Below are 21,456 nucleotides of genomic sequence, written 5' to 3'. Positions count from 1 at the left end.
TTCTGTTCCCCCTGCACAAACGGCAAAAGGCCCAAAAGCGATACTTGATACACGAACCCGACCGGGTCTCGGTTCCCATTGTCTCACGATTTCCTGCCGCTGCCAGCACTGCTGCGGCGATCATCGGCGCCGAGACCGGTGTTGCCGCCGCTATCAGAGCCGCCGGTGAAGCGCCGCCCGCAGACCCTGATCGGCTCAGCTGCGGGCGGTTCCGGGATGCGGCGCCGGCGGCGACCGCCAAGCGGTACCTGCCTGCCGGGCCCACAGCGGGAACATGCCGGTGGTCAGGAGGTCTTCCAGCAGTTCCGCCAGGCGGTATCCCGGATACGATGTCAGGCAGCGGGTCAGATGCACCTGGGCCCGGGAGCCCCTCCCCCTGGCCCATTCGATCCAGGCCAGCAGGCTGAGCAGGGCGGCGGCAGCTTCGCCGTCGGCGTCGGCCGCTTCCCCAGGGTCTCCTGCCGTGGCCGCGAGCAGTTCGGCGAAGACCGCAAAGGCCGCATCCATGCCGGTCCAATCCGGAAGCCCGGAATACTGGCCAATAAGCACCTCGCGGAAGTCCCGTTCCGGGTCGGAAACCGCTCCCGGCCGGGACCGGAAGGGAGATCTCCGATTGGCTGCGCGGACGGTGCCGGAGCCGGTCCGCGGAACTCTTTCGGGAGCCGGCCAGGCGGTCTCGCCGGTGCCCGGCGGCAGCACAGGCCGGTTGTCATCCGTCGACAACAGATTGCACGCCTCGGCGCCTTCCAGCGCCCGGCCGTACCCCAGGGCTGCCATTACCAGGAGCGTGTCCCGCACCGGCCGGGCGCGCAGGCTGGCCAGCAGGAAGCCGGCGGCCTCGGGGTCGGCGCGCAACTGGGGACAGCCCCGCTCCGGGACGGCCTGCTCCGTGCCCGTGCCGGCCGCAGCGGCGAAAAACGCATTCCACACGGCCAGGGTGCCGGCGAACTGCGCACGCCGGCACCAGCGGGTCCGCAGCCGGCGCACATAGGCGGACCGGTGCAGCGCCGCATCATCGCTGTTCGCCCAGGCCGGCGGCAGGTCCAGGCTGACCGCTTCATCCAGCGAACGGGCGTAGGCACTGCCCCGGTACACCATTTCGGCGCTGAGGGTGCTGTCGGCGATCAGGCCAAGGGAATGGCCGGGCCAGGGACAGCAGCTGCTGTCGGTGCAGAAATACTCGCGCCAGGCATGCGCGGAGACCAGCCAGCCATCCCGGATGGGCAGGCCCGCCTCTGCGAGGTGTTCGCCAAGCTCGGTGACGAGCGTGCAGTACGGCGGAACCTCCGGCTGCTGCCAGGCCAGATTCGTGTACAGGGCCATCAGCACGCCGTTGGCAGCTCGGTCGGAGCGCAGAAGCTCCGTTACCCGGGCCGCGAAATCGGTGTGGTTCAGGCCGGCAGGAGGCAGGTCCAGCCGCAGCGTTGCGCCGAGCCGAGCGGAGTCCATGGTCATGAGGACCATCGACTCCTGCGGGACGAAGCCGAGGCTGTGGGGTATGAAGGCCAGGATGTCCACGGGTCCGCTGACCGGAAACGGTTCCTGGGGGCGCCGGCCGGTGGGAATTTTCGTCATGGCTCGAGCTTCGCGGCCGGGACGGCGTCCGGCGAGTGGATCGGAGGCTGCTGTGGACAGAAACCGGCCGTCCAGTCGGCCGGCCCCGCCCGTGGAGGAACAGTCGCGTCGTTATTCGCGGCCGGGATCCGGTTCCCGGCGCTCCTGCCGGGACTTCCTCGCAGCCTGTTTGGCCTGCCGCTCCCGGGCGATTGCCGCCCGCAGCGGCGGAAGCCGGACGCCGTCGTCGGCCATGCGTGCCCGGACCCGCCCCCTGGTGCGGAGAATCCCGGCGACGCCCACGGCCATCACGGCAAATTGGACGGCAAGCGCAATCCGGAAGGAGTCCAGCGCGTACAGGTCTCCCCCGGAGAAACCGGTGGCGTCCAGGACGTCCAGCACCACGCCGATCAGGTACATGGACACCAGTGAGGCGATGAAGCCGCCGATGTTCACGATCCCGGTGGCGGTGCCCAGCCGGTGGCCTGGATTGTAGGTGCGGGCGAAATCGAAGCCGATCATCGATCCCGGGCCGCCCACCGCCAGCACTGCCACGAGCACGGCGAGCAGCCACAGCGGCGCGGGCCCCGGATACAGCAGCACGGCCAGCCAGGCGCAGGCCATCGCCGCGGCGATCAGCAGCACCATGGTGGACCGGCGCAGCGGATGGCGCCCCACCCAGGAACCGAGCCACGGCCCGCAGATGACGGCCACCACGACAAAGAGCGTCATCAGCGCCGAAGCCCAGGAGGATTCCACGCCCTCCGCGCTGACCAGATACGGGAAGCCCCACATCATGACAAAAACGGTGCCGGGGAATTGGATGGTGAAGTGCGTCCACATGCCCAGCCGCGTTCCGGGCTGGCGCCAGGCCTCGGCCAGCGAGGTGGCGGTTTGGCGCAGCGGCAGCACCGGGGGCGCCTCCGAGCCGGCCGGTCGGTTGCGGACAAAGACCAGGGTGAGCACCAGGATCAGGACGGAGAGGGACGCGGCGGAGACAAAGGCCGTGTTCCAGCCGAAGCGGTGCAGGACAAAGGCAAAGGGCACGGCGCTGACGATCTGGCCGAGCTGGCCGATGATTCCGGTCCATTGGGTCAGGACGGGAATGTGCCGGCCGCTGAACCAGACCGGGAGCAGGCGCAGGACACTGATGAAGGTGAGGGCGTCGCCGGCACCGACCAGGGAACGGCCCAGGATGCCGCCGCCCACCGAGTCGGCAGTGGCCAGCTGCAGCTGGCCGGCCACCATCAGGGCGGCGCCGCCGGCAATCAGCAGGCGCGGACCGAACCGGTCCACGAGCACCCCCACCGGAATCTGCAGGCCGGCATAAACCAGCAGTTGCACCACGGTGAAAACGGAAAGGATGGAAGCTGTGGCGTCAAAGCGTGCCGTGGCCTCCAGCCCGGCCACGCCGAAGGTGGTGCGCTGCGTCACCGCAGCCAGGTAGGCGAGGACGCTGATGCCCCAGACCAGCCAGGCGCGGGAACTGTTCACAGCCGCACCTCCGGACGGCTACTCCCGAGGATGATCCTGCGGTGCCGGCCCGGACCCGCGGTCCGGTTGTCCCGAAGTGTTCTTCTTTCCACCGGTTTCTGCGTCCTCCGTTGAGTTTTCGTGATTCTCCGGCCACAGCGCCTCGGATTCCTCCTCCGCCTGCGGACTGGCCAAGTACGCTTCGACGGCGGCGCCGAGTTCCTCGGCGTTCGCGAGCTCGTCATTGTCCTTCACGAGCAGGGAACGGCGCACGCTGCTGTCCGTGTACTCGTCGTAGCGCTTTTCCAAGGTGGCCACGACTCCCTTGACTTCGGCCGAGGCCTCCACCTGTTCGGCGATCTGGCGTTCCACGTCGCGGCCGGCTTCACGCAGGCGGTCGGTGGGCAGCACCAGCGAAGCCGCAGCACCCAGGTATTCCAGCCCGGCCACGGCGGCCGGCGGGAACTCGGCTTCGGCGAGATAGTGCGGCACGTGCATGGCATGGCCGACGACGTCGATCCCGGCCTGCGTCAGCCGAAGTTCCAGGATGTGCCCCACGGCTGCCTGGATCTGCGCGTTGGGCCGCCAGGAGCTGATGCCCGCCATGAGGTCCGGGCGGTTGCCGTGGACGGTCACGCCCACGGGCCTGGTGTGCGGCACCGGCATCGGAATCGAGTGGATCCAGCTCACCTGCTGCACGCCGAAGGTCTTCGCCAGATGCACGACGGCTGCGGTGAACCGTTCCCACTGCACGTCAGGTTCGAAACCGGTCAGGAAGAGAAACGGCTCACCCAAACCGTCATAGAGCCGGTACAGGTTCAGCAGCGGCGGTTCGTAGTCCGCGAGGTGGTCCTCCACGAAGGAGATCTGCGGGCGGCGGGCGCGGTAGTCGATGAGCTGGTCGGTGTCGAAGGACGCCACCAGGTCGTGATCGAGCGTTTCCAGCAGCTCGTCGCGGATCTGGGAGACCACGTGGCCGGCCTCGGCAAAGCCGGTAAAGCCCACCAGAAGCTGCAACCCGTGCAGGCCGGCGTCGTCGGCCACTTCCGGATTGAGATTAAACAGGGTCAGCGGATCAAGCATGTCTTCCCCTTCTGTGCTTCCATGTGCTTCGGTCTCCCGAGGTTTGCGAATGTCCGCGGCGGTGCTGCAAGGAAACTTCTCCAAGAGGAAAACTTCCGATCCCAGCAGAGCGCAGGTACAGCGCGGGCTGCGCTGATTACTCAAGGGTAAACGCCGCCGCCCCCGCGTTTCATTCCCGTCCGCCAAGGGCACACTGCCGCTTAGCAAACCCCCGGGGCGCGGGCAAGAGACTACGATCTGTACAGAGGAGCCGTGCCGGCACTATGCGGGACGCGGGAGAACGCGGCACCAGTCAACAATTCGTGCATAACGTAAGGATGAAACTTCGTGGTCAAAACGAACGAGCCAAATCTGTCGGTGATCTCCCGGGACGTTTCCAAAGTCCCGGCCCAGGCATTGGTGGTAGGGATTGGCCAGACCTCCGGCGGCCCCGTTCTGATCGACAGCCCGCTGAGCCCCAAGGCGGCATCCGCCCTGGCCGCGTCGCTGCCCCTTCTCGGCGTCACCGGTGCCGCCGACGAGGTCCACCGCCTGCCCGGGCTGCCCGAGCTGGAGGCCCAGATGCTGGTCCTGGCCGGGGTCGGCAAGGTCACCGCCGGAGTTCCGCTCAGCGAAGAGGCGCTGCGCCGGGCGGCCGGATCCGCCGTCCGCCAGCTCGCCGGCACCGAATCCGTGGCCCTGGCCCTGCCGGCCGCCACCGTGGCCGACGCCGCCGCCGTCGCCGAGGGCGCGCTCTTCGGCGCCTACAGCTACAGCGAGCACCGCACGGACAAGGGCGCCGCCGTCAAGGAGCCGGTGCGCAGCATCATCGTCCTCACTCCGGCCGCCGACGAGAAGGCACTCAAGCCGGCGCTGGAACGCGCCCGCATCCTGGGCCGCGCCGTCAACGCCACCCGGACCCTGGTCAACCAGCCCCCGAGCCACCTGTACCCCGAGACGTTCGCCGCCGCCGCCAAGGACCTGGCCAAGCCGCTCTCGGCCAAGGTCAAGGTCACGGTGATGGATGAGAAGAAGCTCGAGCGCGACGGCTTCGGCGGGCTGATGGGCGTCGGCAAGGGCTCCTCCCGGCCGCCGCGCATGGTCAAGCTCGAATACGCACCGCAGCGCGCCAAGGCCAAGCTGGCACTGGTGGGCAAGGGCATCACCTTCGATTCCGGCGGACTCTCCCTGAAGCCGGCCGCCGGCATGCAGACCATGAAGTGCGACATGGGCGGCGCCGCCGTAGTCCTGAATGCCCTGCTGGCCATCGCCGAACTGGGACTGCCGGTCAAGGTCACCGCCTGGCTGTGCCTGGCCGAGAACATGCCCTCGGGCACCGCCCAGCGCCCCGGCGATGTCATGACGACGTACGGCGGACGCACCGTGGAGGTGCTGAACACCGATGCCGAAGGCCGCCTGGTCATGGCCGACGGCCTGGTCGCCGCCTCCGAGGAGGCGCCGGACGTCCTGATCGACGTCGCCACCCTCACCGGTGCGCAGATGATCGCTCTGGGCAACCGGGTCTCGGCCGTCATGGGCGAGGAAGGAGTGCGCGACGCCGTGAAGGCCGCAGCGGACCGCGCCGGAGAACTGTTCTGGCCGATGCCCATCCCCGAAGAACTGCGCGCGAGCCTGGATTCCTCGGTGGCGGACATCGCCAACCACGGTGAGCGGTTCGGCGGCATGATGACCGCCGCCAGCTTCCTGCGCGAATTTGTCGGCGAGGTCGACGGCGTGAAGATTCCCTGGGCCCACTTGGACATCGCGGGCCCGGCCTTCAACGAAGGATCCCCCTACGGCTACACGCCCAAGGAGGGCACCGGCGTCGCGGTCCGCACACTCGTGGCCTACGCGGAAGACGTAGTCTCCCGCTCCGCCTAAGCCGCACCCATATAGCACCGGCCCCGCTCAGGGGCCGCCAGGAATGACTGTTGTGACTGGTGTTTCTCATTACACTTCCCGCCGGCGGGCCTGCATCGAGTGGATGGAGCCCTGCCGGCGGGATAGTGTGAGAGACAATCACGACCGCCCAAATCACTAAAACGACGCGCCCATGTGCGTCACCGATTACGCGAGGGAGCGTTCAAGTGGCCGAAAAGGCAACTGCGCAAGAATTCGACATCCTGATCCTCGGAGGAGGAAGCGGCGGCTACGCCGCCGCCCTTCGCTCCGTGGAGCTGGGTTTCTCAGTAGGACTCATCGAAAAGGGAAAGCTGGGCGGCACCTGCCTGCACAACGGCTGCATCCCCACCAAGGCGCTGCTGCATTCGGCTGAAGTCGCCGAAAACGCCAAGACCGCTTCGAAGTACGGCGTCAAGGCCACCTTCGATTCCGTGGACATGGTGGCGGTGAACTCCTACAAGGACAACATCATTGCGGGCAAGTTCCGCGGCCTGCAGGGCCTGATCAAGTCCAAGGGCATCACTGTCATCGAGGGTGAAGGCAAGCTCACCAGCGAAAAGACCATCGAGGTGAACGGCGAGACCTACACGGGCGCCAACATCATCCTGGCCACCGGCTCCTACTCCCGGTCACTGCCGGGCCTGGAAATCGGCGGCAAGGTCATCACCTCGGACCAGGCCCTGAAGATGGACACCATCCCCAAGAGCGCCATCATCCTGGGCGGCGGCGTCATCGGCGTCGAATTCGCTTCGGTCTGGAACTCCTTCGGCGTGGACGTCACCATCATCGAGGGACTGCCGTCCCTGGTGCCGAACGAAGACGCAGCAATCATCAAGCAGCTGGAACGCGCCTACAAGAAGCGCGGCATCAAGTTCAGCACCGGCATCTTCTTCGACAACGTGAAGCAGAACGACGACGGCGTCGTCGTCACGCTTGCCGACGGCAAGACCTACGAAGCTGACCTGATGCTCGTGGCCGTGGGCCGCGGACCGGTCACCGCCAACCTGGGCTACGAAGAAGCCGGCCTGACCATGGACCGCGGCTTCGTCATCACCAACGAACGCCTGCACACCGGCGTCGGCAACGTTTACGCCGTCGGCGACATCGTGCCGGGCCTGCAGCTGGCCCACCGCGGCTTCCAGCAGGGCATCTTCGTCGCCGAGGAGATCGCCGGCCTCAAACCGGTTATCGTCGAAGACGTCAACATCCCGAAGGTCACCTACTGCGAGCCGGAAATCGCTTCCGTGGGCCTGACCGAAAAGGCCGCCAAGGCCAAGCTGGGCGACGAGAACGTTCAGGTCCAGGAGTACAACCTGGCCGGCAACGGCAAAACCTCCATCCTGGGCTCCTCCGGCCTGATCAAGATGGTCCGCGAAAAGGACGGCCCCATCGTGGGTGTCCACATGATCGGCGGCCGCATCGGCGAGCAGATCGGCGAAGCACAGCTGATCGTGAACTGGGAAGCCTACCCGGAGGACCTGGCGAGCCTGCTGCACGCCCACCCGACGCAGAACGAAGCCCTCGGTGAGGCCGCCATGGCCCTCGCCGGCAAGCCACTGCACGGCTAGAACAAGAACCACCTGCTTAGTGCACCCGGCAGCCCAACCACCGGGTGCACTAGGCTTTCACCACCAGCACCAGCGGTACGGCTGGTCAACAAAGATCTAATAAGGAGAAACGGGGACAATATGTCTGAAACCGTGAACTTACCCGCCCTCGGTGAAAGCGTCACCGAAGGCACCGTCACCCGCTGGCTCAAGGCCGTCGGCGACAGCGTCGCAGTAGACGAGCCGCTGCTCGAGGTATCCACCGACAAGGTTGATACCGAGATCCCTTCCCCCGTCGCCGGCGTCATCGAGGAAATCCTCGTAGCCGAGGACGAAACAGCAGAGGTCGGCCAGGCACTGGTGCGCATCGGCGACGGCTCCGGCTCCGCAGATTCCGCCCCCGCCGAGGAAGCTCCGGCACAGGAAGCTCCGGCCGAAGAGGCCCCCGCAGCGGAGGAAGCTCCGGCGCAGGAAGCCCCCGCCGCCGAATCCTCGGATTCCGCTGATTCGGGTTCCGCCGAGGGCACCGATGTGACCCTGCCCGCACTGGGCGAGTCCGTCACCGAAGGCACCGTCACCCGCTGGCTGAAGGCCGTGGGCGACGACGTCGAGGTTGACGAGCCGCTGCTCGAGGTCTCCACCGACAAGGTCGACACCGAGATCCCCTCCCCCGTTGCCGGCAAGCTGCTGGAAATCCGCGTGAACGAGGACGAGACCGCCGAGGTCGGCGCCGTTCTGGCCGTCATCGGTTCCGGTGCCGGCGCTCCCGCGACGGCCGAGCCGAAGGAAGCCGAGCCCGTAGCGGCAGCCTCCAAGGACGAGCGCGAAGCTCCGGCCGTCGAGCCGAAGAAGGAAGAGACGCCTGCCCCGAAGCAGGAGGAGGAGAAGCCCGAGCCGAAGGCCGAGCCCAAGCAGGAGGCTCCTGCGCAGGAAGCTCCCGCTGCGGCCGAGTCCGAAGGCACCTACGTCACCCCGCTGGTGCGCAAGCTCGCCAACCAGCACGGCGTGGACCTCTCCACCGTCAAGGGTTCCGGCGTGGCCGGCCGCATCCGCAAGCAGGATGTCCTCGAGGCTGCCGAAGCCAAGAAGGCCGCCGAAGCCAAGCCCGCCGCAGCTCCGGCAGCAGCCGCGTCCTCGGACAAGGCAGCACCGGCAAAGATCAGCGAAGCAAGCGCCAAGCTGCGCGGCACCACGGTCAAGGCGCCGCGGATCCGCCAGACGATCGCCCGCCGCATGGTCGAGTCCCTGCAGGTTTCGGCCCAGCTGACCCAGGTCCAGGAAGTGGACATGACGCGCATCGCCAAGCTGCGCGCCACGGCCAAGAACGACTTCGCCGCGCAGAACGGCGCGAAGCTCACGTTCCTGCCGTTCATTGCCAAGGCCGTCACCGAGGCGCTGAAGCAGCACCCGAAGCTGAACGCGTCCTACGACTGGGACTCGCAGCAGATCACCTACCACGACGCCGAGCACCTGGCGATCGCCGTGGACACCGAAAAGGGCCTGCTGGTTCCGGTCATCAGCGATGCCGGCGACCTGAACCTTGCCGGACTTGCCAAGCGCATCGGCGACGTCGGCTCCCGCACCAAGGAAGGCAAGATCGGACCGGACGAGCTGTCCGGCGGCACCTTCACGATCACCAACATCGGTTCGGTGGGCGCGCTGTTCGATACCCCGATCATCAACCAGCCGCAGGTGGCCATCCTGGGCACCGGTGCGATCGTCAAGCGCCCCGTCGTCCTGACGGACGCCGAGGGCAACGACACCATCGCGATCCGGTCCATGATGTACCTGTCCCTGTCCTACGACCACCGCCTGGTGGACGGCGCGGATGCAGGACGTTTCCTGCAGACGCTCAAGGCACGGCTCGAAGAGGGCAACTTCTCGGCCGATCTGGGCCTGTAGTTCCGGACCGGAACCCGGCATAGCCGCAAAGGGCGCTTCCCCTCGGGGAGGCGCCCTTTGCGCTGTCCGCCGCCGGCTCCGGACGACCTCCTACTGACGACTGACTTCTACCTGTTGTAGAAAAGTTACCGTTTTACACCGCGGGCGGGCAGGAATGCTGACGGACTGTCGGTAAGCTGGACGCATGGACTTCCTACAGAACTTTCTCGTTTTCCTGCACATCCTTGGCGCCGCCATCATCGTCGGCATCTGGTTCGCCAGGATCAAGAACCCCACCGTGATGCCCGGCCAGTTCCACGGAGCCCTGCTGCAGCTGGTCACCGGCCTGCTGCTGGTCGGCCTGGCCGAGATGGACGATTACGACGTCAACCACGTCAAGATTGCCGTCAAGCTGGTGCTGGCCCTGGCCATTGCCGCAATGGCCTTTGTCGGCCAGCGAAAGTACAAGAAGGGCGAGCCCGTGGGCAAGGGCCTGGCCAATGGCGTGGGCATTCTGACGGTGGTCAACATCGCCGTCGCCACCATGTGGTAGGCCCTTCCAGATACTCCGCGCGGGAGCACGTTCCGTCGCTGCAGTAGATCCTGCCGCGCGACTCTGAATAGGATGGGATGAAGTGCCGGAATCTTCCGGCCTTCATCCCATCCGTTTTTAAGGAGCCCCCATGGCTACAGTCCGCTCAGCCCATACCGTCTGGAACGGCGATCTCTTCAACGGCCAGGGCGAGGTCACCCTCGACAGCTCCGGCCTGGGAACCTACGACGTCACGTGGAAGGCACGCGCCGAGGAAGCCAACGGCAAGACCAGCCCCGAGGAGCTCATTGCCGCCGCCCACTCGGCCTGCTTCTCCATGGCCTTCAGCAACGGCCTCGCCGAGGCTGGCAAGACCGCTGAGCGCATTGAAACGTCAGCGGATGTCTCCTTCGTTCCCGGCACCGGCATCACCGAAAGCCGGCTCAAGGTCACGGCCGTCGTGCCCGGCCTGACCGCCGAGGAGTTCCAGGACATCGCCGAGGCCGCCAAGAGCGGCTGCCCGGTTTCCCAGGCCCTCGCCGGAATCAAGATCTCCCTGGAGGCGACGCTGGAGTCCTAGGACCTCAGCCCTGACCTCCCCCGCGAAAGGGCCGAAGGTGTGGTCCCCCGCGCTGGGAACCCCACCTTCTGCCATTTCGGCGGGATGCGGGCGGCCGGCTCTCTGCCGTTAGTGCCGCCCGGCCTCCCGGTCACCGGCGGCGCCGGCAGCCGAAACCGGCGCCGGAGCCGCTGATGTGCCCGGCCGGGACCCTGCTGCCGGCGTCGGCTGCGGGCGCGGCGGCAGCGGAGCGGGCTGCAGCGACGGGTAGCCGGCCAGGGCCGGCGGCTGGTCGGTGGGCAGCTCGGAGAGCATTTCCTTCAGGATCCCCACGCCGTGCTCCAGCTGGGGATCCTCTCCGGCGGCATAGGCATGCGGCGGGAACGGAACCTCAATGTCCGGATCCACGCCGTAGTTCTCCACCGTCCAGTCAATGCCGCCGGTGACCCAGAAGCCGTAGCGCGGCTGGTTCACACCCGTGCCGTCGACCAGCTTGAACCGGCCGTCGATGCCGACGACGCCGCCCCAGGTCCGCATGCCGATCACGGGACCGATGCCGCGCAGCTTGGCCACCTGGGTGATGATGTCGCCGTCGGAACCTGCGAACTCGTCGGTCAGGATCACCACCGGTCCGCGGGGCGCATGCGCCGGGTAGGTGCTGGGCTGCTCGCCGCGGGCCAGCGTCCAGGCGGTGACCTTCCGGCCGATCAGTTCGGCGACCAGCTGCGAGGTGTGGCCGCCTCGGTTGCGCCGCACGTCCACGATCAGCGCATTGCGGGAGGACTCCTGGTCCAGGTCGCGGTGCAGCTGGGACCAGCCGTTGGCGACCATGTCGGGGATGTGCAGGTAGCCGAATCCTCCGTTGGAGGCCTCCCGGACAATCCTGCGGTTCGCGGCGACCCAGTTCTGGTAGCGCAGGCGTTCCTCGCTGCGCAGGGGCACGACGGCGATTCGGCGCTGGCTGGGTGCGCCGGCGCCGTCCTCCGCCGTCCGGACGATGGTCAGTTCCACGGTGCCGCCGGCAGCGCTGGAGAGCAGCGGCGCCGGGCCCTGGTCCGCCGGAACCGGCCGGCCGTCGACGGCGGCGATGATGTCGCCCGGGTGCACGTCGGCCCCGGGAGCCGCCAGCGGCGACACGGCCTGCGGGTCGGAGGATTCCGCGGACAGGATCCGCACCACTTCCCAGCCGCCCGGGCCGGGGCGCAGATCGGCACCCAGGAAGCCCTGCGCGCCGGCACCGGGCTCGGCCGCCGGACGGGGCGCAACATACGCGTGGGATGTGCCCAGCTCGCCCTGCATCTCCCACAGCACGTCCACCAGGTCATCGTGCGAGCCGAGCCGGTCAATCAGCGGCCGGTACCGGGCGTGGATGCCCTTCCAGTCCAGTCCGCCCATGTCCGGCGCCCAGAAGAAGTCCCGCTGCAGGCGCCACGCTTCATCGAATTCCTGGCCCCAGACCTTCAGCGGATCCAGCAGGACGCGGATGCGGGTGAGATCCACCGTGACGTTCTCCGGCGAGTCGTTGTCGGCGCGCGACGACGACGGGACGGCGTGCACCTGCTGCTCGTGGACAAACACGACCTTGCGGCCGTCGCCGCTGATCTCGTAATCCTCCAGGGCCGGCACCAGGACCGACACGTCCTTCTTCTCCAGGTCGAAGCGTTCCAGCCGGCCGGCGGGCTGCCGGTCGCGGGTCGAGGCCCGGCCGTCGCCGGTGACCCCGTAGGTGTCGGACGCCAGCCAGAGCAGGGCGCCGTCGGCCGCCGTGAGCTTTTCGTAGCGGCCCTGCGGCACCGGCACACTGATGATCCGGTCAGAGATGCCGACGGCGTCAATCACCGATCGCGGGCCCGAAGGGGCCGCTTCGGCCGGATCATCCGAGGACACCGGAGGCTGTTCGGCGCGTGGCACCGGAAGGCCGTGGACGGAGGGGCCGAAGGGCGACGGCGTATCCGCCGCGAGGGCGACGAGGAAGGGCTTGGTGGAGGACGGGAAACTCAGGTCGAAGCGGTGGGTGTCATAAACCGGGTCGAAGCTGCGCTCGGACAGGAACGCCAGGTAGCGTCCGTCCACGGTGAAGGCCGGGGCATGGTCGCGGAAACGGCCGTCGGTCACCTCGATGGTCCCGGCCGCGGGATCCGTTGCCGAGTGCACCCGGATTCGGGCCCGTGCGCCTTCCCCGGTCACCGGCTCGGACCAGGCCAGCCACTGTGAGTCGGGAGAGAACGCCAGCTGGTCCACGGCGCCGTGACCGGTGGCGGCAATGCGGGCCAGGGCGCCGCCGGCGGGATCCAGCAGGTAGACCTCGCCGTATTCGGTGGACACCGCAACAGCGGTTCCGTCCGGGCTGGCGGTGATCTGGGCGACGCGGGTGGGCTTGTCGAAGGGGATGCGCAGCGTGCGCGGGGATTTCTCCGCCGGTACCGCCGACGTTTCCGTGTCCTCCTCCGGCCGGACCGGTTCCGCTCCGGCCGGGGCCACCGGCGGCTTGTCTTCGTGCGCCGGTGCCGTGGCCGAGACCGGCACCGGGGTGCGGGTGGCGGCCGAGACCGGGCGGGGCAGGACAATTTCAGGCTCGGCGGCGGCCGGGGCTGCGGCCCCGGGCACGGGCGCTGCCGCGGAGGCGGCGGGCTGGCCGTCCCGGACGGCGGAGGCGGCGCCGTCGGGCAGGTCCAGCTCGGCAAAGACACTGCGGACGTAGAGGGATTCCTCGCCGTCGTGGTCCGCCACATAGACGGCCCGGCCGCCGGCCAGCGGCCGGCCCAGCCGGGCACGGACGGCGGAGTCCGCTTCGATGACGCGGGACGGTCCGTCGCGGTGCGTCAGCCAGTGCAGCGTGCCGTGGGACTCCACCACGGAGGCGGTGCCTTCGGTGTCCGGCATGACAGCCGCCAGGTGCGCGCCGACGTTCAGCGGCTGCGGCCGCCGGCCGGTGCCGGCCGAGCCCAGGGTGATGTCCAGCGGCCGGGCGTCCTCCTCGAGCGAGGGCAGCAGCCAGAGGGTGCCGGCGGATTCAAAGACGATCCGGCGCCCGTCCGTCGAGGCATGGCGGACATAGAACTCGCCGAAGTCGGTGTGCCGGCGCAGGCCCGTTCCCTGCGGCGTCACCGAGTAGAGGTTGCCGTACCCCTCGTGGTCGGAGAGGAAGACGATGCGGCCGTCGATCCACATGGGATCGGTCAGGTTGCCGTCCAGTTCCGGCACGAGCCGCTCAAACTCGCCGTTGCCGTCTGCATCGATCCAGAGCTTGCCGGCGGTGCCGCCGCGGTAGCGCTTCCACCAGGCCGGTTCGCGGGTCATCACGGAGCCGATGACGACGGGACGCTCATCGCCCACGGCCGGGCCCTCGGCCACGGCGTCCACCGGGCCGTACGGCAGGGCCAGCGGGGCGGAGCCGTCCAGGGGCACTTCGTAGGCCCAGCGCAGCCGGAAGTCCTCGTGTTCGAAGGGGCTGATCGCGATCACGTTGCCCGCTGCGCTGAAGCCCTTGACCCTGGTGCCCTGGTTGCCCCAGTAGGTCAGCCGGCGGAAGTCTCCGCCGGCTGTATCCGCCGCGACCACCTCGGGCGCGCTGCCCTGCACGACGCTCCACGCGATGGTGGCGCCGTCGGGGGAAAACCGGGGATTGCGTGCCGGGAGATGCATCGAGGAGATCCGCCACGCGCGGCCCCCGGTCAGCGAGGCGACCCAGACGTCGTCTTCCGCCACAAAGGTGACGAGGTCGTCGTGCAGATCGGGAAAGCGAAGATAGGGAGTTGAACTCATGTCCCCGATCCTATCTTTCAGGCCGGACAGGACGCCCCAGGGACAGGCCCGGCGCCGCCATGTCGGCACGGCGCTCAGGCGGGCGAGGCCAGGATGTCCTCGATCCGCCATCCGTCCGGAGTGTTCACCATGACGAGGACAATGTCCTGGCGAGACAGCGCTTCCGCACCGCGGACCATGCCGCCGTGCGCGTCACGCTCGGCGTAGGCCGACGTGGACACTGCTGCCGGCACGCTGAACCGCCCGCCCTCCCCCGCCAGCGCCGGACCCGCGGACAGGACCTCCACGGTGAGGCCGGAGAGGACGGTTCCGGCTGCCTCGAGCTTGGCGACCTCGGCCCGGTCGGCTTCCATTGCTGATGAGCCCGGAAGATTGACCCCGTCCAGCAGCCCGGCGTCGGCCGTGCTGAAGGCCCGGGCACGCAGTTCCGCGAGGGCCGCCGCCGCCCGTACCGGATCATCTGCATGCAGCAGTGCCTGGAGTTCGGGCTCCGGAACCAGTGCCAGCGGACCCGGGCCAGGGGCGGCCTCCGGTCGCGGCGCCACAGCTTGAGCAGTGCCCGTCGGCGGTGCCGGAACCGCAGATGCATCTGCTTCCGGCGCATCGCCCTGCTCCGGGGCTGCAGCGCCGGGCCCGGCCGGTGCCGGGCCTTCCGGCGTCTGGCCTTCCGGGGCCGGGCCTTCCGGGGCCGGGCCTTCCGGCGTCTGGCCTTCCGGGGCCGGACCTTCCGGCGTCTGGCCTTCCGGGGCCGGGTTGCCCTGCGGCTGCAGCATTTCCGGAGCAGCCACCGCTACGGCGCCCAGCCCCATCGTGCCCGCCACCAGGACGGCCGCCGCGCTCAGCAGCAGCCGGTTGGGGCGTCTGCGCTCCGTTATCCGCTCGTCCGGGCCCGCACGCCGTCCGGATGTTCGGCGCCGGCCCCGCGCCCGCAGCCCGGCGGAGGCCCGCCCCAGTTCGATTCGGGCGCGGCGGGATTCCGCCCCGGGTCCGCCGTCACCGTTAACGGGAAGCGCCAGGTCCAGCGGTTTCGCAGCGGCGGAGGCAAAGACCAGCCGGGTGAACTCCGCGGCGTCCGGGCGAGGGGCGTCTGCCCGCAACCCTGCTTCCACTGCAGCGGCGAGCGCCGGCGGAATCCCGGGAACCAGCTCCTCAAGCCGCGGACGGTGCTCATGCGGGGGCAGGGCCTGTCCGGTCAGGATGAGCCAGCCCGACGCGGCAAGGGCAAATACGTCAGCATCAGGCTGCGGCAGCCGTTCAGGAGCGACCGGTTCCGCGGCGGCGTCGACAGCAGGCGGTGCCGGCGGGACACCCGGCCCCGCCGTCCCGAGCAGGCGGGCGGTTCCCAGGTCGGCGAGCAGCGGCTTGCCCTGCGCAGAGAACAGAATGTTTCCGGGCGAAACATCGCCGTGACCAACTCCCTGTCCGTGCAGATAGGCGAGCGCGGAGCCGATGCCCACCAGGACCGTGACCGACTCCCCCGGCGTCAGGGTTCCGCGGACGGCCGCCAGGCGGGACAGTGACTCCCCCGGCGCGTGTTCCATGAGCAGCCCCGGCCCCTGGTCCGTCTCCAGCACCGTGTACAGGTGCAGCAGGTTCTCGTGTTCGAACCGCGAGAGGATGTTCAGCTCCCGCCGGGTTTCGAACGTACCGGCGGGGCCGCCGCCCGCCGCCGGTGTCTTCAAAGCGAAGCAGGCGCCGTCGTGCTCGCGGACCGCCAGCCAGACCCGGGCGGTGCTGCCCGAACCCAGCAGCCGCGCGGCCCGGTACCCCTGCTCGATCACCGGCGGACGCGCTGTCCCGATAGCTCCGTTGAACTCCATGCCCTCTGTTCTAGACCGGATCCCGGGCGCGTGCAGAAGTTATCCACAACCGGCTGCGACTCCTGAGGCGGTGTGAGCCAAACCACAGTCGGAACTTGCGCTCCGGCAGTCTAGGCTGGCCCCATGACTTTGGAGTTCCTGCGCATCGGTCTCGCCCCGCACTATGTGGAATACCGCGACGGCTGGGACCGGCAGCGCGCACTGCACGAGCGGGTCCGGGCCGGCACAGCCCCCGACACCGTGCTGTTGCTGGAGCATTCCCCGGTCTACACCGCGGGCCGGCGCACGGAGGACCACGAGCGTCCGTTTGACGGAACTCCGGTGATACCGGTGGACCGCGGCGGAAAGCTGACCTGGCACGGCCCGGGCCAGCTGGTTGGCTATCCCATCCTTCGGCTGCCCGATCCCAGCAAGGTCGCCAACTATGTGGACACGCTCGAAGCTGCGCTGATCAGTGTGCTGGCGGACTACGGCGTTGCCGGCGAACGGGTGGCGGGCCGCTCCGGCGTGTGGGTGCGCGGCGGCGGCAGTGACCGCAAGATTGCTGCCATCGGCATCAGGGTGGACCACGGCGTCACCATGCACGGGTTCGCGCTCAACTGCAGCAACGATCTGGCTCCCTACGGCCAGATTGTCGCCTGCGGAATCGCCGACGCCGGCACCACCACGCTTTCGGCCGAGACCGGCCGCACGGTCACTCCGACCGACCTGGTGGCCCGCGTGGAAGAAGAACTTCTCCGCCGCCGGGACCACCTCGTCCGCGAACATCCCGTTGGGACCACGGACACCGCAACTCCGGAAACCGGCGCAACCGCAGCCGGCCGGCCGAAAGGAGCCATGCTATGACCCTTGCACCCGAAGGCCGCCGCCTGCTGCGCATTGAACAGCGGAATGTGGCCGTTCCCGTGGAACGCAAGCCTGACTGGATTCGGGCGAAGGTGTCCATCGGCCCCGAATACGTCCAGTTGAAGGACCAGGTGCAGAAGGAGGGCCTGCACACCGTCTGCGAGGAGGCCGGCTGTCCGAACATTTTCGAATGCTGGGAAGACAAGGAGGCCACCTTCCTGATTGGCGGCTCCGCCTGCACCCGCCGCTGCGACTTCTGCCAGATCGACACCGGTAAGCCCTCCGCCGTCGACATCTTCGAACCGACGAAGGTGGCCCGCTCGGTCCAGAAGATGAACCTGCGCTACGCCACGGTCACCGGCGTCGCCCGCGACGATCTGGAGGACGAAGGCGTCTGGCTCTACGCCGAGACCATCCGCAAGATCCACGAGCTGAACCCGGGCACCGGCGTCGAAATCCTGATCCCCGACTTCTCCGGCAACCCCGCGCACATCGAGGCGATCTGCGAGGCCCGGCCGGAAGTCTTTGCGCACAACGTCGAGACCGTTCCGCGGCTGTTCAAGCGGATCCGGCCGGCCTTCCGCTACGAACGGTCCCTGGACGTCATCACGCAGGGACAAAAACTGGGCATGGTCACCAAGTCCAACCTGATTCTGGGCATGGGCGAGACCCGTGAGGAGATCTCGGGTGCGCTGCGGGACCTGCACGACGCCGGCTGCGACCTGCTCACCATCACCCAGTACCTGCGTCCCAGCGACCGGCACCTGCCGGTGGACCGCTGGGTCAAGCCGCAGGAGTTCGTGGAGCTGAGCGAAGAGGCCACCGCCTTGGGTTTCCTCGGCGTGATGAGCGGGCCGCTGGTGCGCTCCTCCTACCGGGCCGGCCGGCTCTGGGCGGGAGCGATGCGCAGGAAGGGCCTGGAGCTCCCGCCCCGGCTGGCACACATCGAGGATTCGGGCACCACGCTCCAGGAGGCGTCCTCCATTCTCGCCCGCCGCTGACTCGCTCCCGCCCGGCCCGCTGCAGACGGGGCGGGCGGACAGATGTACGCCTGTCGCGAACCCGGCGCACGGAAAGCCGGAACTTCCGGTTTGCCGACGTCCGGGCCGCACGGATACCGCGCTCCGATCACGTAGAATTGAACCACTATGGCCAAAAGCACAGATTCCGACGCACCCAAGAGCGCCCGCAGCGGCCTCTTCTCCCGCAAGCCCAAGGCGGAGAAGAAGAAAAAAGGCCCGGGCCGCATGAAGCAGATCGCCGACGTCTTCAAGATGACGCGGCGCAACGATCCGAACCTGATTTGGGTGATGCTGGGCGCGTTCCTGGGCATCATCGCCGTCGGGCTGATCATCGGCCTGCTGATCGACAACTGGATCACGATGCTCATCATCGCGGTTCCGCTGGGACTGCTTGCTGCCGTCTTCATCCTGTCCCGCCGCGCCGAACGCGCCGCCTTCACCCAGATCGAGGGCCAGGCCGGTGCCTCCGGCGCCGCGCTGAGCATCCTGCGCCGCGGCTGGATCCTGGAAGAGCAGCCGGTCGCCATCAACCCGCGCAGCCAGGAAGCCGTGTTCCGCGCCATCGGACGCCCGGGCATTGTCCTGGTGACCGAGGGGGCCCCCGGCCGCGCCAAGGCCCTGGCCGACGGCGAACGCCGCCGCATGAACCGCATCGCGCCGAACGTTCCGGTACACATCATCCAGACCGGACGCGGCGAGAACCTGACCCCGCTCTCCCAGGTGGCCAAGAAAGCCAAGAAGCTGCCCAAGTCGCTGACCAAGCAGGAGGTCCAGGCAGTCAACAAGCGCCTGGCCGCCCTGGGCACCCGGCTGCCGATTCCCAAGGGCATCGACCCGTACAAGGCGCGCCCGGACCGCAAGGCTTCGCGCGGACGCTAAGCAGGACAGATACCTCACAACGCAAAGAGGGGCTCTTCTTCGGAAGGGCCCCTTTTTGCGTTGCGGGCTCGACGGGATTGCTTCGAGCAAGGGTGGTGCGTCCGGCGTACGTTCGTGCGTTCGTCGTACGGATGACGGGCTTTTCAGCTCGGGATAGGCCTGTTTGCTGTACAACGGACGGGGCGGGAGGCCGGTATAAGCCCGTTAGCTGTACATCGGACGGGCGGGAGGCTTTCGGCTGCACAGTCCCACCCGCTGTGGCGCGTGGGCCCTCCTGGGGTTCCACCGGCCCCAGCAGGCAACACCGGGTGGGAACCGGTGCGCGGCGGCGCTCGGAGTGGAGCGGCCGCCGTCGTCGTCCTTAGCGCTTGTGCTGGACCTTGACGAGGACCGTGCCCATCGCGCGGTCGTGGAGGCCTCGCTGGTCGGCGTCGAACACGACGGCGGGAATCACGACGCAGAGCAGCAGGGTCCGGACCAGGGCCGCCAACGGGCCTGCCGGTGTGCCGTCGAGCTTCTGGACCTGCAGGCTGAACACGCGGTGCCCGATGCCGTAGCCCAGCAACGCCACGAGGACCAGCTGTTCCACGGCGAAGATGACGAGCGTTGCTGTCGAGGAGCCGCCGAAGAAGGCGTAGGAGATCACCGAGGCGATGGCCCAGTCAATGAGGATTGCCCCGAGCCGCGGGCCGACCCGGCCGATGCTGCCGGGTCCCGTCTTGGGCCTGCCGAGGCGCTTGCCGGGCCAGGAGCTTTCGTCGGAGGGAGGGCCTTCCAGCCACGAACCTATGTCTCTTCTATCAACCACGACTTAAGACTACCCGGCCCCGGTGAAGCGCCCGGCCCCCGCGAATGCTCCCTGAGGCCGGTTCACGCTAGGGTAGTAAGGAGACTTCGGCTAGCGTTACTTGCCTGAAACACGGCCGTCACGGCCGAGAAATTTGCTCCCCCTACAGTTCTAAGAAGTTGACAGGGAAGCAAGTTCCGTCCGTGGGCAGGCCGGGCAGCCCGGAGTCATCCACCCAAATGTGTAAAAGGAGCAAAATACCGATGTTCAAAACTGCGGACGAAGTCCTCAAGTTCATCGCTGACGAAGATATCAAGTTCGTCGACGTCCGATTCACCGACCTCCCCGGAGTGCAGCAGCACTTCAACGTGCCGGCAAAATCCGTCGATGCAGAGTTCTTCATCAATGGCCAGCTCTTCGACGGTTCTTCCATCCGCGGATTCCAGGGCATCGCCGAATCCGACATGCAGCTGATCCCGGACGTCACCACGGCGTTCCTGGATCCGTTCCGCATCGAAAAGACCCTGGCGCTGAACTTCTCCATCGTCAACCCCCGCACGGGCGAGCCGTACCACCGCGACCCGCGCGGCGTGGCCGAGCGTGCCGAGGCTTACCTCTCCTCCACCGGCATTGCCGACACCGCGTACTTCGCGTCCGAGGCCGAGTTCTTCATCTTCGACAACGTCCAGTACGAGTCTTCCCCGCAGGGCAGCTTCTACAAGGTCGACTCGATTGAGGCGCCCTGGAACAGCGGCCGCGAAGAAGAAGGCGGAAACCTCGGCAACAAGACGCCGTTCAAGGGCGGCTACTTCCCCGTAGCTCCCGTGGACAAGCAGGCCGACCTCCGCGACGCCATCTGCGTCGAGCTGGACAACGCCGGCCTTGAGGTTGAGCGCGCCCACCACGAGGTCGGCGGCGCCGGCCAGGCAGAGATCAACTACAAGTTCACCACCCTGACGCATGCTGCCGATGATCTGCTGAAGTTCAAGTACATCGTCAAGAACACCTCGGATGCCTGGGGCAAGTCCGCAACCTTCATGCCCAAGCCCATCTTCGGCGACAACGGTTCGGGCATGCACTGCCACCAGTCGCTCTGGAACGGCGGCACTCCCCTGTTCTACGACGAGAAGGGCTACGCCGGCCTGTCCGACGTCGCACGCTGGTACATCGGCGGCCTGCTCAAGCACGCTTCCGCCGTCCTGGCCTTCACCAACCCGACGGTGAACTCCTACCGCCGCCTGGTCAAGGGCTTTGAAGCTCCCGTGAACATGGTCTACTCGCAGGGCAACCGCTCGGCCGGTATCCGCATCCCGATCACGGGCTCGAACCCGAAGGCCAAGCGCATTGAGTTCCGCGCCCCGGATGCCTCCTCGAACCCGTACCTGGCGTTCTCGGCCCAGCTGATGGCCGGCCTGGACGGCATCAAGAACCGCATCGAGCCGGCGGACCCGATCGACAAGGACCTCTACGAGCTTCCGCCGGAAGAGGCCCGCGGCATCCAGCTGGCACCGGGCTCCCTGGAAGAAGCACTGGAGGCCCTGGAGAACGACAACGAGTTCCTCCAGGCCGGCGGTGTCTTCACCCAGGACCTGATTGACACCTGGATCGAGTACAAGCGCGAATACGAGATCAAGCCGCTCCTGCTGCGCCCGAACCCGTACGAGTTCGAGCTGTACTACGGCTGCTAATTAGCATCCGCGGCTGAACCGGGTTCAGTCCGCAGGGAGTCCGCACGAGCGGCCGGCACTTCGGTGACGGCTGCACGTGCGGACTCTTTTTTTGTTTCGCCCCACCCCCGAGATGGCAGAAAGTGCTCTTCTCAGCGCT

Annotated in this window: 15 protein-coding genes; 9 read left to right on the top strand and 6 right to left on the bottom strand. The window is 67.9% G+C overall.

From position 1 onward, the window contains the following. Positions 1-195: 195 nt before the first annotated feature. The 3 genes from QNO00_RS11930 to QNO00_RS11920 all read right to left on the bottom strand — a co-directional run bounded on the left by QNO00_RS11930 (position 196) and on the right by QNO00_RS11920 (position 4,110). Positions 196-1,575 carry a DUF4192 domain-containing protein gene (locus QNO00_RS11930; RefSeq protein WP_284024644.1) on the bottom strand — a complete coding sequence of 460 codons (1,380 nt, stop codon included), beginning with the start codon at positions 1,573-1,575 and terminating at the stop codon, positions 196-198. A 111-nt stretch (positions 1,576-1,686) separates the two neighbouring features. Then, positions 1,687-3,048 (bottom strand): MFS transporter, encoded by a 1,362-nt coding sequence (locus tag QNO00_RS11925; protein WP_284024643.1) that lies wholly within the window; start codon positions 3,046-3,048, stop codon positions 1,687-1,689. Between the two features lie 18 nt (positions 3,049-3,066). Next, positions 3,067-4,110, bottom strand: coding sequence for a PAC2 family protein (locus QNO00_RS11920; protein WP_284024642.1), 1,044 nt, complete (start codon positions 4,108-4,110; stop codon positions 3,067-3,069). Between the two features lie 327 nt (positions 4,111-4,437). Here QNO00_RS11920 and QNO00_RS11915 point away from each other — a divergent pair, with 327 nt between their 5' ends. From QNO00_RS11915 to QNO00_RS11895, 5 genes are all read left to right on the top strand, one after another. Continuing rightward, complete coding sequence (locus tag QNO00_RS11915; protein WP_284024641.1) at positions 4,438-5,970, top strand: leucyl aminopeptidase; 1,533 nt, start codon at positions 4,438-4,440, stop codon at positions 5,968-5,970. A gap of 206 nt (positions 5,971-6,176) precedes the next feature. Beyond that, positions 6,177-7,559 carry a dihydrolipoyl dehydrogenase gene (lpdA, locus tag QNO00_RS11910; RefSeq protein ID WP_284024640.1) on the top strand — a complete coding sequence of 461 codons (1,383 nt, stop codon included), beginning with the start codon at positions 6,177-6,179 and terminating at the stop codon, positions 7,557-7,559. Between the two features lie 120 nt (positions 7,560-7,679). Then, positions 7,680-9,440: a 2-oxoglutarate dehydrogenase, E2 component, dihydrolipoamide succinyltransferase gene (gene sucB / locus QNO00_RS11905; RefSeq protein ID WP_284024639.1), complete on the top strand. Its 1,761-nt coding sequence runs from the start codon at positions 7,680-7,682 to the stop codon at positions 9,438-9,440. Positions 9,441-9,624: 184 nt separating this feature from the next. Further along, the gene (locus tag QNO00_RS11900; protein WP_229966939.1) at positions 9,625-9,972 is read left to right on the top strand and encodes a hypothetical protein; all 348 of its coding nucleotides are present in this window, start codon (positions 9,625-9,627) and stop codon (positions 9,970-9,972) included. A gap of 130 nt (positions 9,973-10,102) precedes the next feature. After that, positions 10,103-10,531 (top strand): OsmC family protein, encoded by a 429-nt coding sequence (locus QNO00_RS11895; protein WP_229966940.1) that lies wholly within the window; start codon positions 10,103-10,105, stop codon positions 10,529-10,531. Positions 10,532-10,639: 108 nt separating this feature from the next. Here QNO00_RS11895 and QNO00_RS11890 read toward each other — a convergent pair whose 3' ends face one another. Both QNO00_RS11890 and QNO00_RS11885 read right to left on the bottom strand, forming a co-directional pair. Beyond that, a complete protein-coding gene (locus tag QNO00_RS11890; protein ID WP_284024638.1) occupies positions 10,640-14,275 on the bottom strand; it encodes a S41 family peptidase in 3,636 nt (1,211 codons plus the stop codon). Positions 14,276-14,349: 74 nt separating this feature from the next. Continuing rightward, on the bottom strand, positions 14,350-16,095 hold the full coding sequence (locus tag QNO00_RS11885; RefSeq protein ID WP_284024637.1) for a serine/threonine protein kinase: 1,746 nt from the start codon (positions 16,093-16,095) through the stop codon (positions 14,350-14,352). 123 nt (positions 16,096-16,218) lie between these two features. Here QNO00_RS11885 and lipB point away from each other — a divergent pair, with 123 nt between their 5' ends. The 3 genes from lipB to QNO00_RS11870 all read left to right on the top strand — a co-directional run bounded on the left by lipB (position 16,219) and on the right by QNO00_RS11870 (position 18,842). Next, positions 16,219-16,941: a lipoyl(octanoyl) transferase LipB gene (gene lipB, locus QNO00_RS11880; protein ID WP_229966943.1), complete on the top strand. Its 723-nt coding sequence runs from the start codon at positions 16,219-16,221 to the stop codon at positions 16,939-16,941. After that, entirely contained in the window at positions 16,938-17,942 is a 1,005-nt protein-coding gene (lipA, locus tag QNO00_RS11875) for a lipoyl synthase (protein ID WP_284024636.1), read from the top strand. The genes lipB and lipA overlap by 4 nt, the downstream gene beginning before the upstream one ends. Positions 17,943-18,089: 147 nt before the next feature. Then, the gene (locus tag QNO00_RS11870) at positions 18,090-18,842 is read left to right on the top strand and encodes a DUF4191 domain-containing protein (protein ID WP_229966945.1); all 753 of its coding nucleotides are present in this window, start codon (positions 18,090-18,092) and stop codon (positions 18,840-18,842) included. 361 nt (positions 18,843-19,203) lie between these two features. Here the strand turns inward: QNO00_RS11870 and QNO00_RS11865 are convergent, their stop codons facing one another. After that, positions 19,204-19,650 (bottom strand): RDD family protein, encoded by a 447-nt coding sequence (locus QNO00_RS11865; protein ID WP_229966946.1) that lies wholly within the window; start codon positions 19,648-19,650, stop codon positions 19,204-19,206. Between the two features lie 242 nt (positions 19,651-19,892). Here QNO00_RS11865 and glnA point away from each other — a divergent pair, with 242 nt between their 5' ends. Continuing rightward, positions 19,893-21,317, top strand: a complete 1,425-nt coding sequence (gene glnA, locus QNO00_RS11860) for a type I glutamate--ammonia ligase (RefSeq protein WP_229966947.1) — start codon at positions 19,893-19,895, stop codon at positions 21,315-21,317. Positions 21,318-21,456 lie beyond the last annotated feature (139 nt).

Origin of the sequence: Arthrobacter sp. zg-Y1219 (assembly GCF_030125545.1) — a bacterium.
In the GTDB taxonomy this organism is placed as follows: domain Bacteria; phylum Actinomycetota; class Actinomycetes; order Actinomycetales; family Micrococcaceae; genus Arthrobacter_B.
This window is presented reverse-complemented; position numbering and strand designations above follow the sequence as displayed.

What these genes read in the sequence shown, in the direction of transcription:
- QNO00_RS11930 (WP_284024644.1), bottom strand. Translation starts at nt 1,575, where the DNA reads ATGACGAAAATTCCCACCGGCCGGCGCCCCCAGGAACCGTTTCCGGTC.
- QNO00_RS11920 (WP_284024642.1), bottom strand. Translation starts at nt 4,110, where the DNA reads ATGCTTGATCCGCTGACCCTGTTTAATCTCAATCCGGAAGTGGCCGAC.
- sucB (WP_284024639.1), top strand. Translation starts at nt 7,680, where the DNA reads ATGTCTGAAACCGTGAACTTACCCGCCCTCGGTGAAAGCGTCACCGAA.
- QNO00_RS11900 (WP_229966939.1), top strand. Translation starts at nt 9,625, where the DNA reads ATGGACTTCCTACAGAACTTTCTCGTTTTCCTGCACATCCTTGGCGCC.
- QNO00_RS11895 (WP_229966940.1), top strand. Translation starts at nt 10,103, where the DNA reads ATGGCTACAGTCCGCTCAGCCCATACCGTCTGGAACGGCGATCTCTTC.
- QNO00_RS11890 (WP_284024638.1), bottom strand. Translation starts at nt 14,275, where the DNA reads ATGAGTTCAACTCCCTATCTTCGCTTTCCCGATCTGCACGACGACCTC.
- QNO00_RS11885 (WP_284024637.1), bottom strand. Translation starts at nt 16,095, where the DNA reads ATGGAGTTCAACGGAGCTATCGGGACAGCGCGTCCGCCGGTGATCGAG.
- lipB (WP_229966943.1), top strand. Translation starts at nt 16,219, where the DNA reads ATGACTTTGGAGTTCCTGCGCATCGGTCTCGCCCCGCACTATGTGGAA.
- lipA (WP_284024636.1), top strand. Translation starts at nt 16,938, where the DNA reads ATGACCCTTGCACCCGAAGGCCGCCGCCTGCTGCGCATTGAACAGCGG.
- QNO00_RS11870 (WP_229966945.1), top strand. Translation starts at nt 18,090, where the DNA reads ATGGCCAAAAGCACAGATTCCGACGCACCCAAGAGCGCCCGCAGCGGC.
- glnA (WP_229966947.1), top strand. Translation starts at nt 19,893, where the DNA reads ATGTTCAAAACTGCGGACGAAGTCCTCAAGTTCATCGCTGACGAAGAT.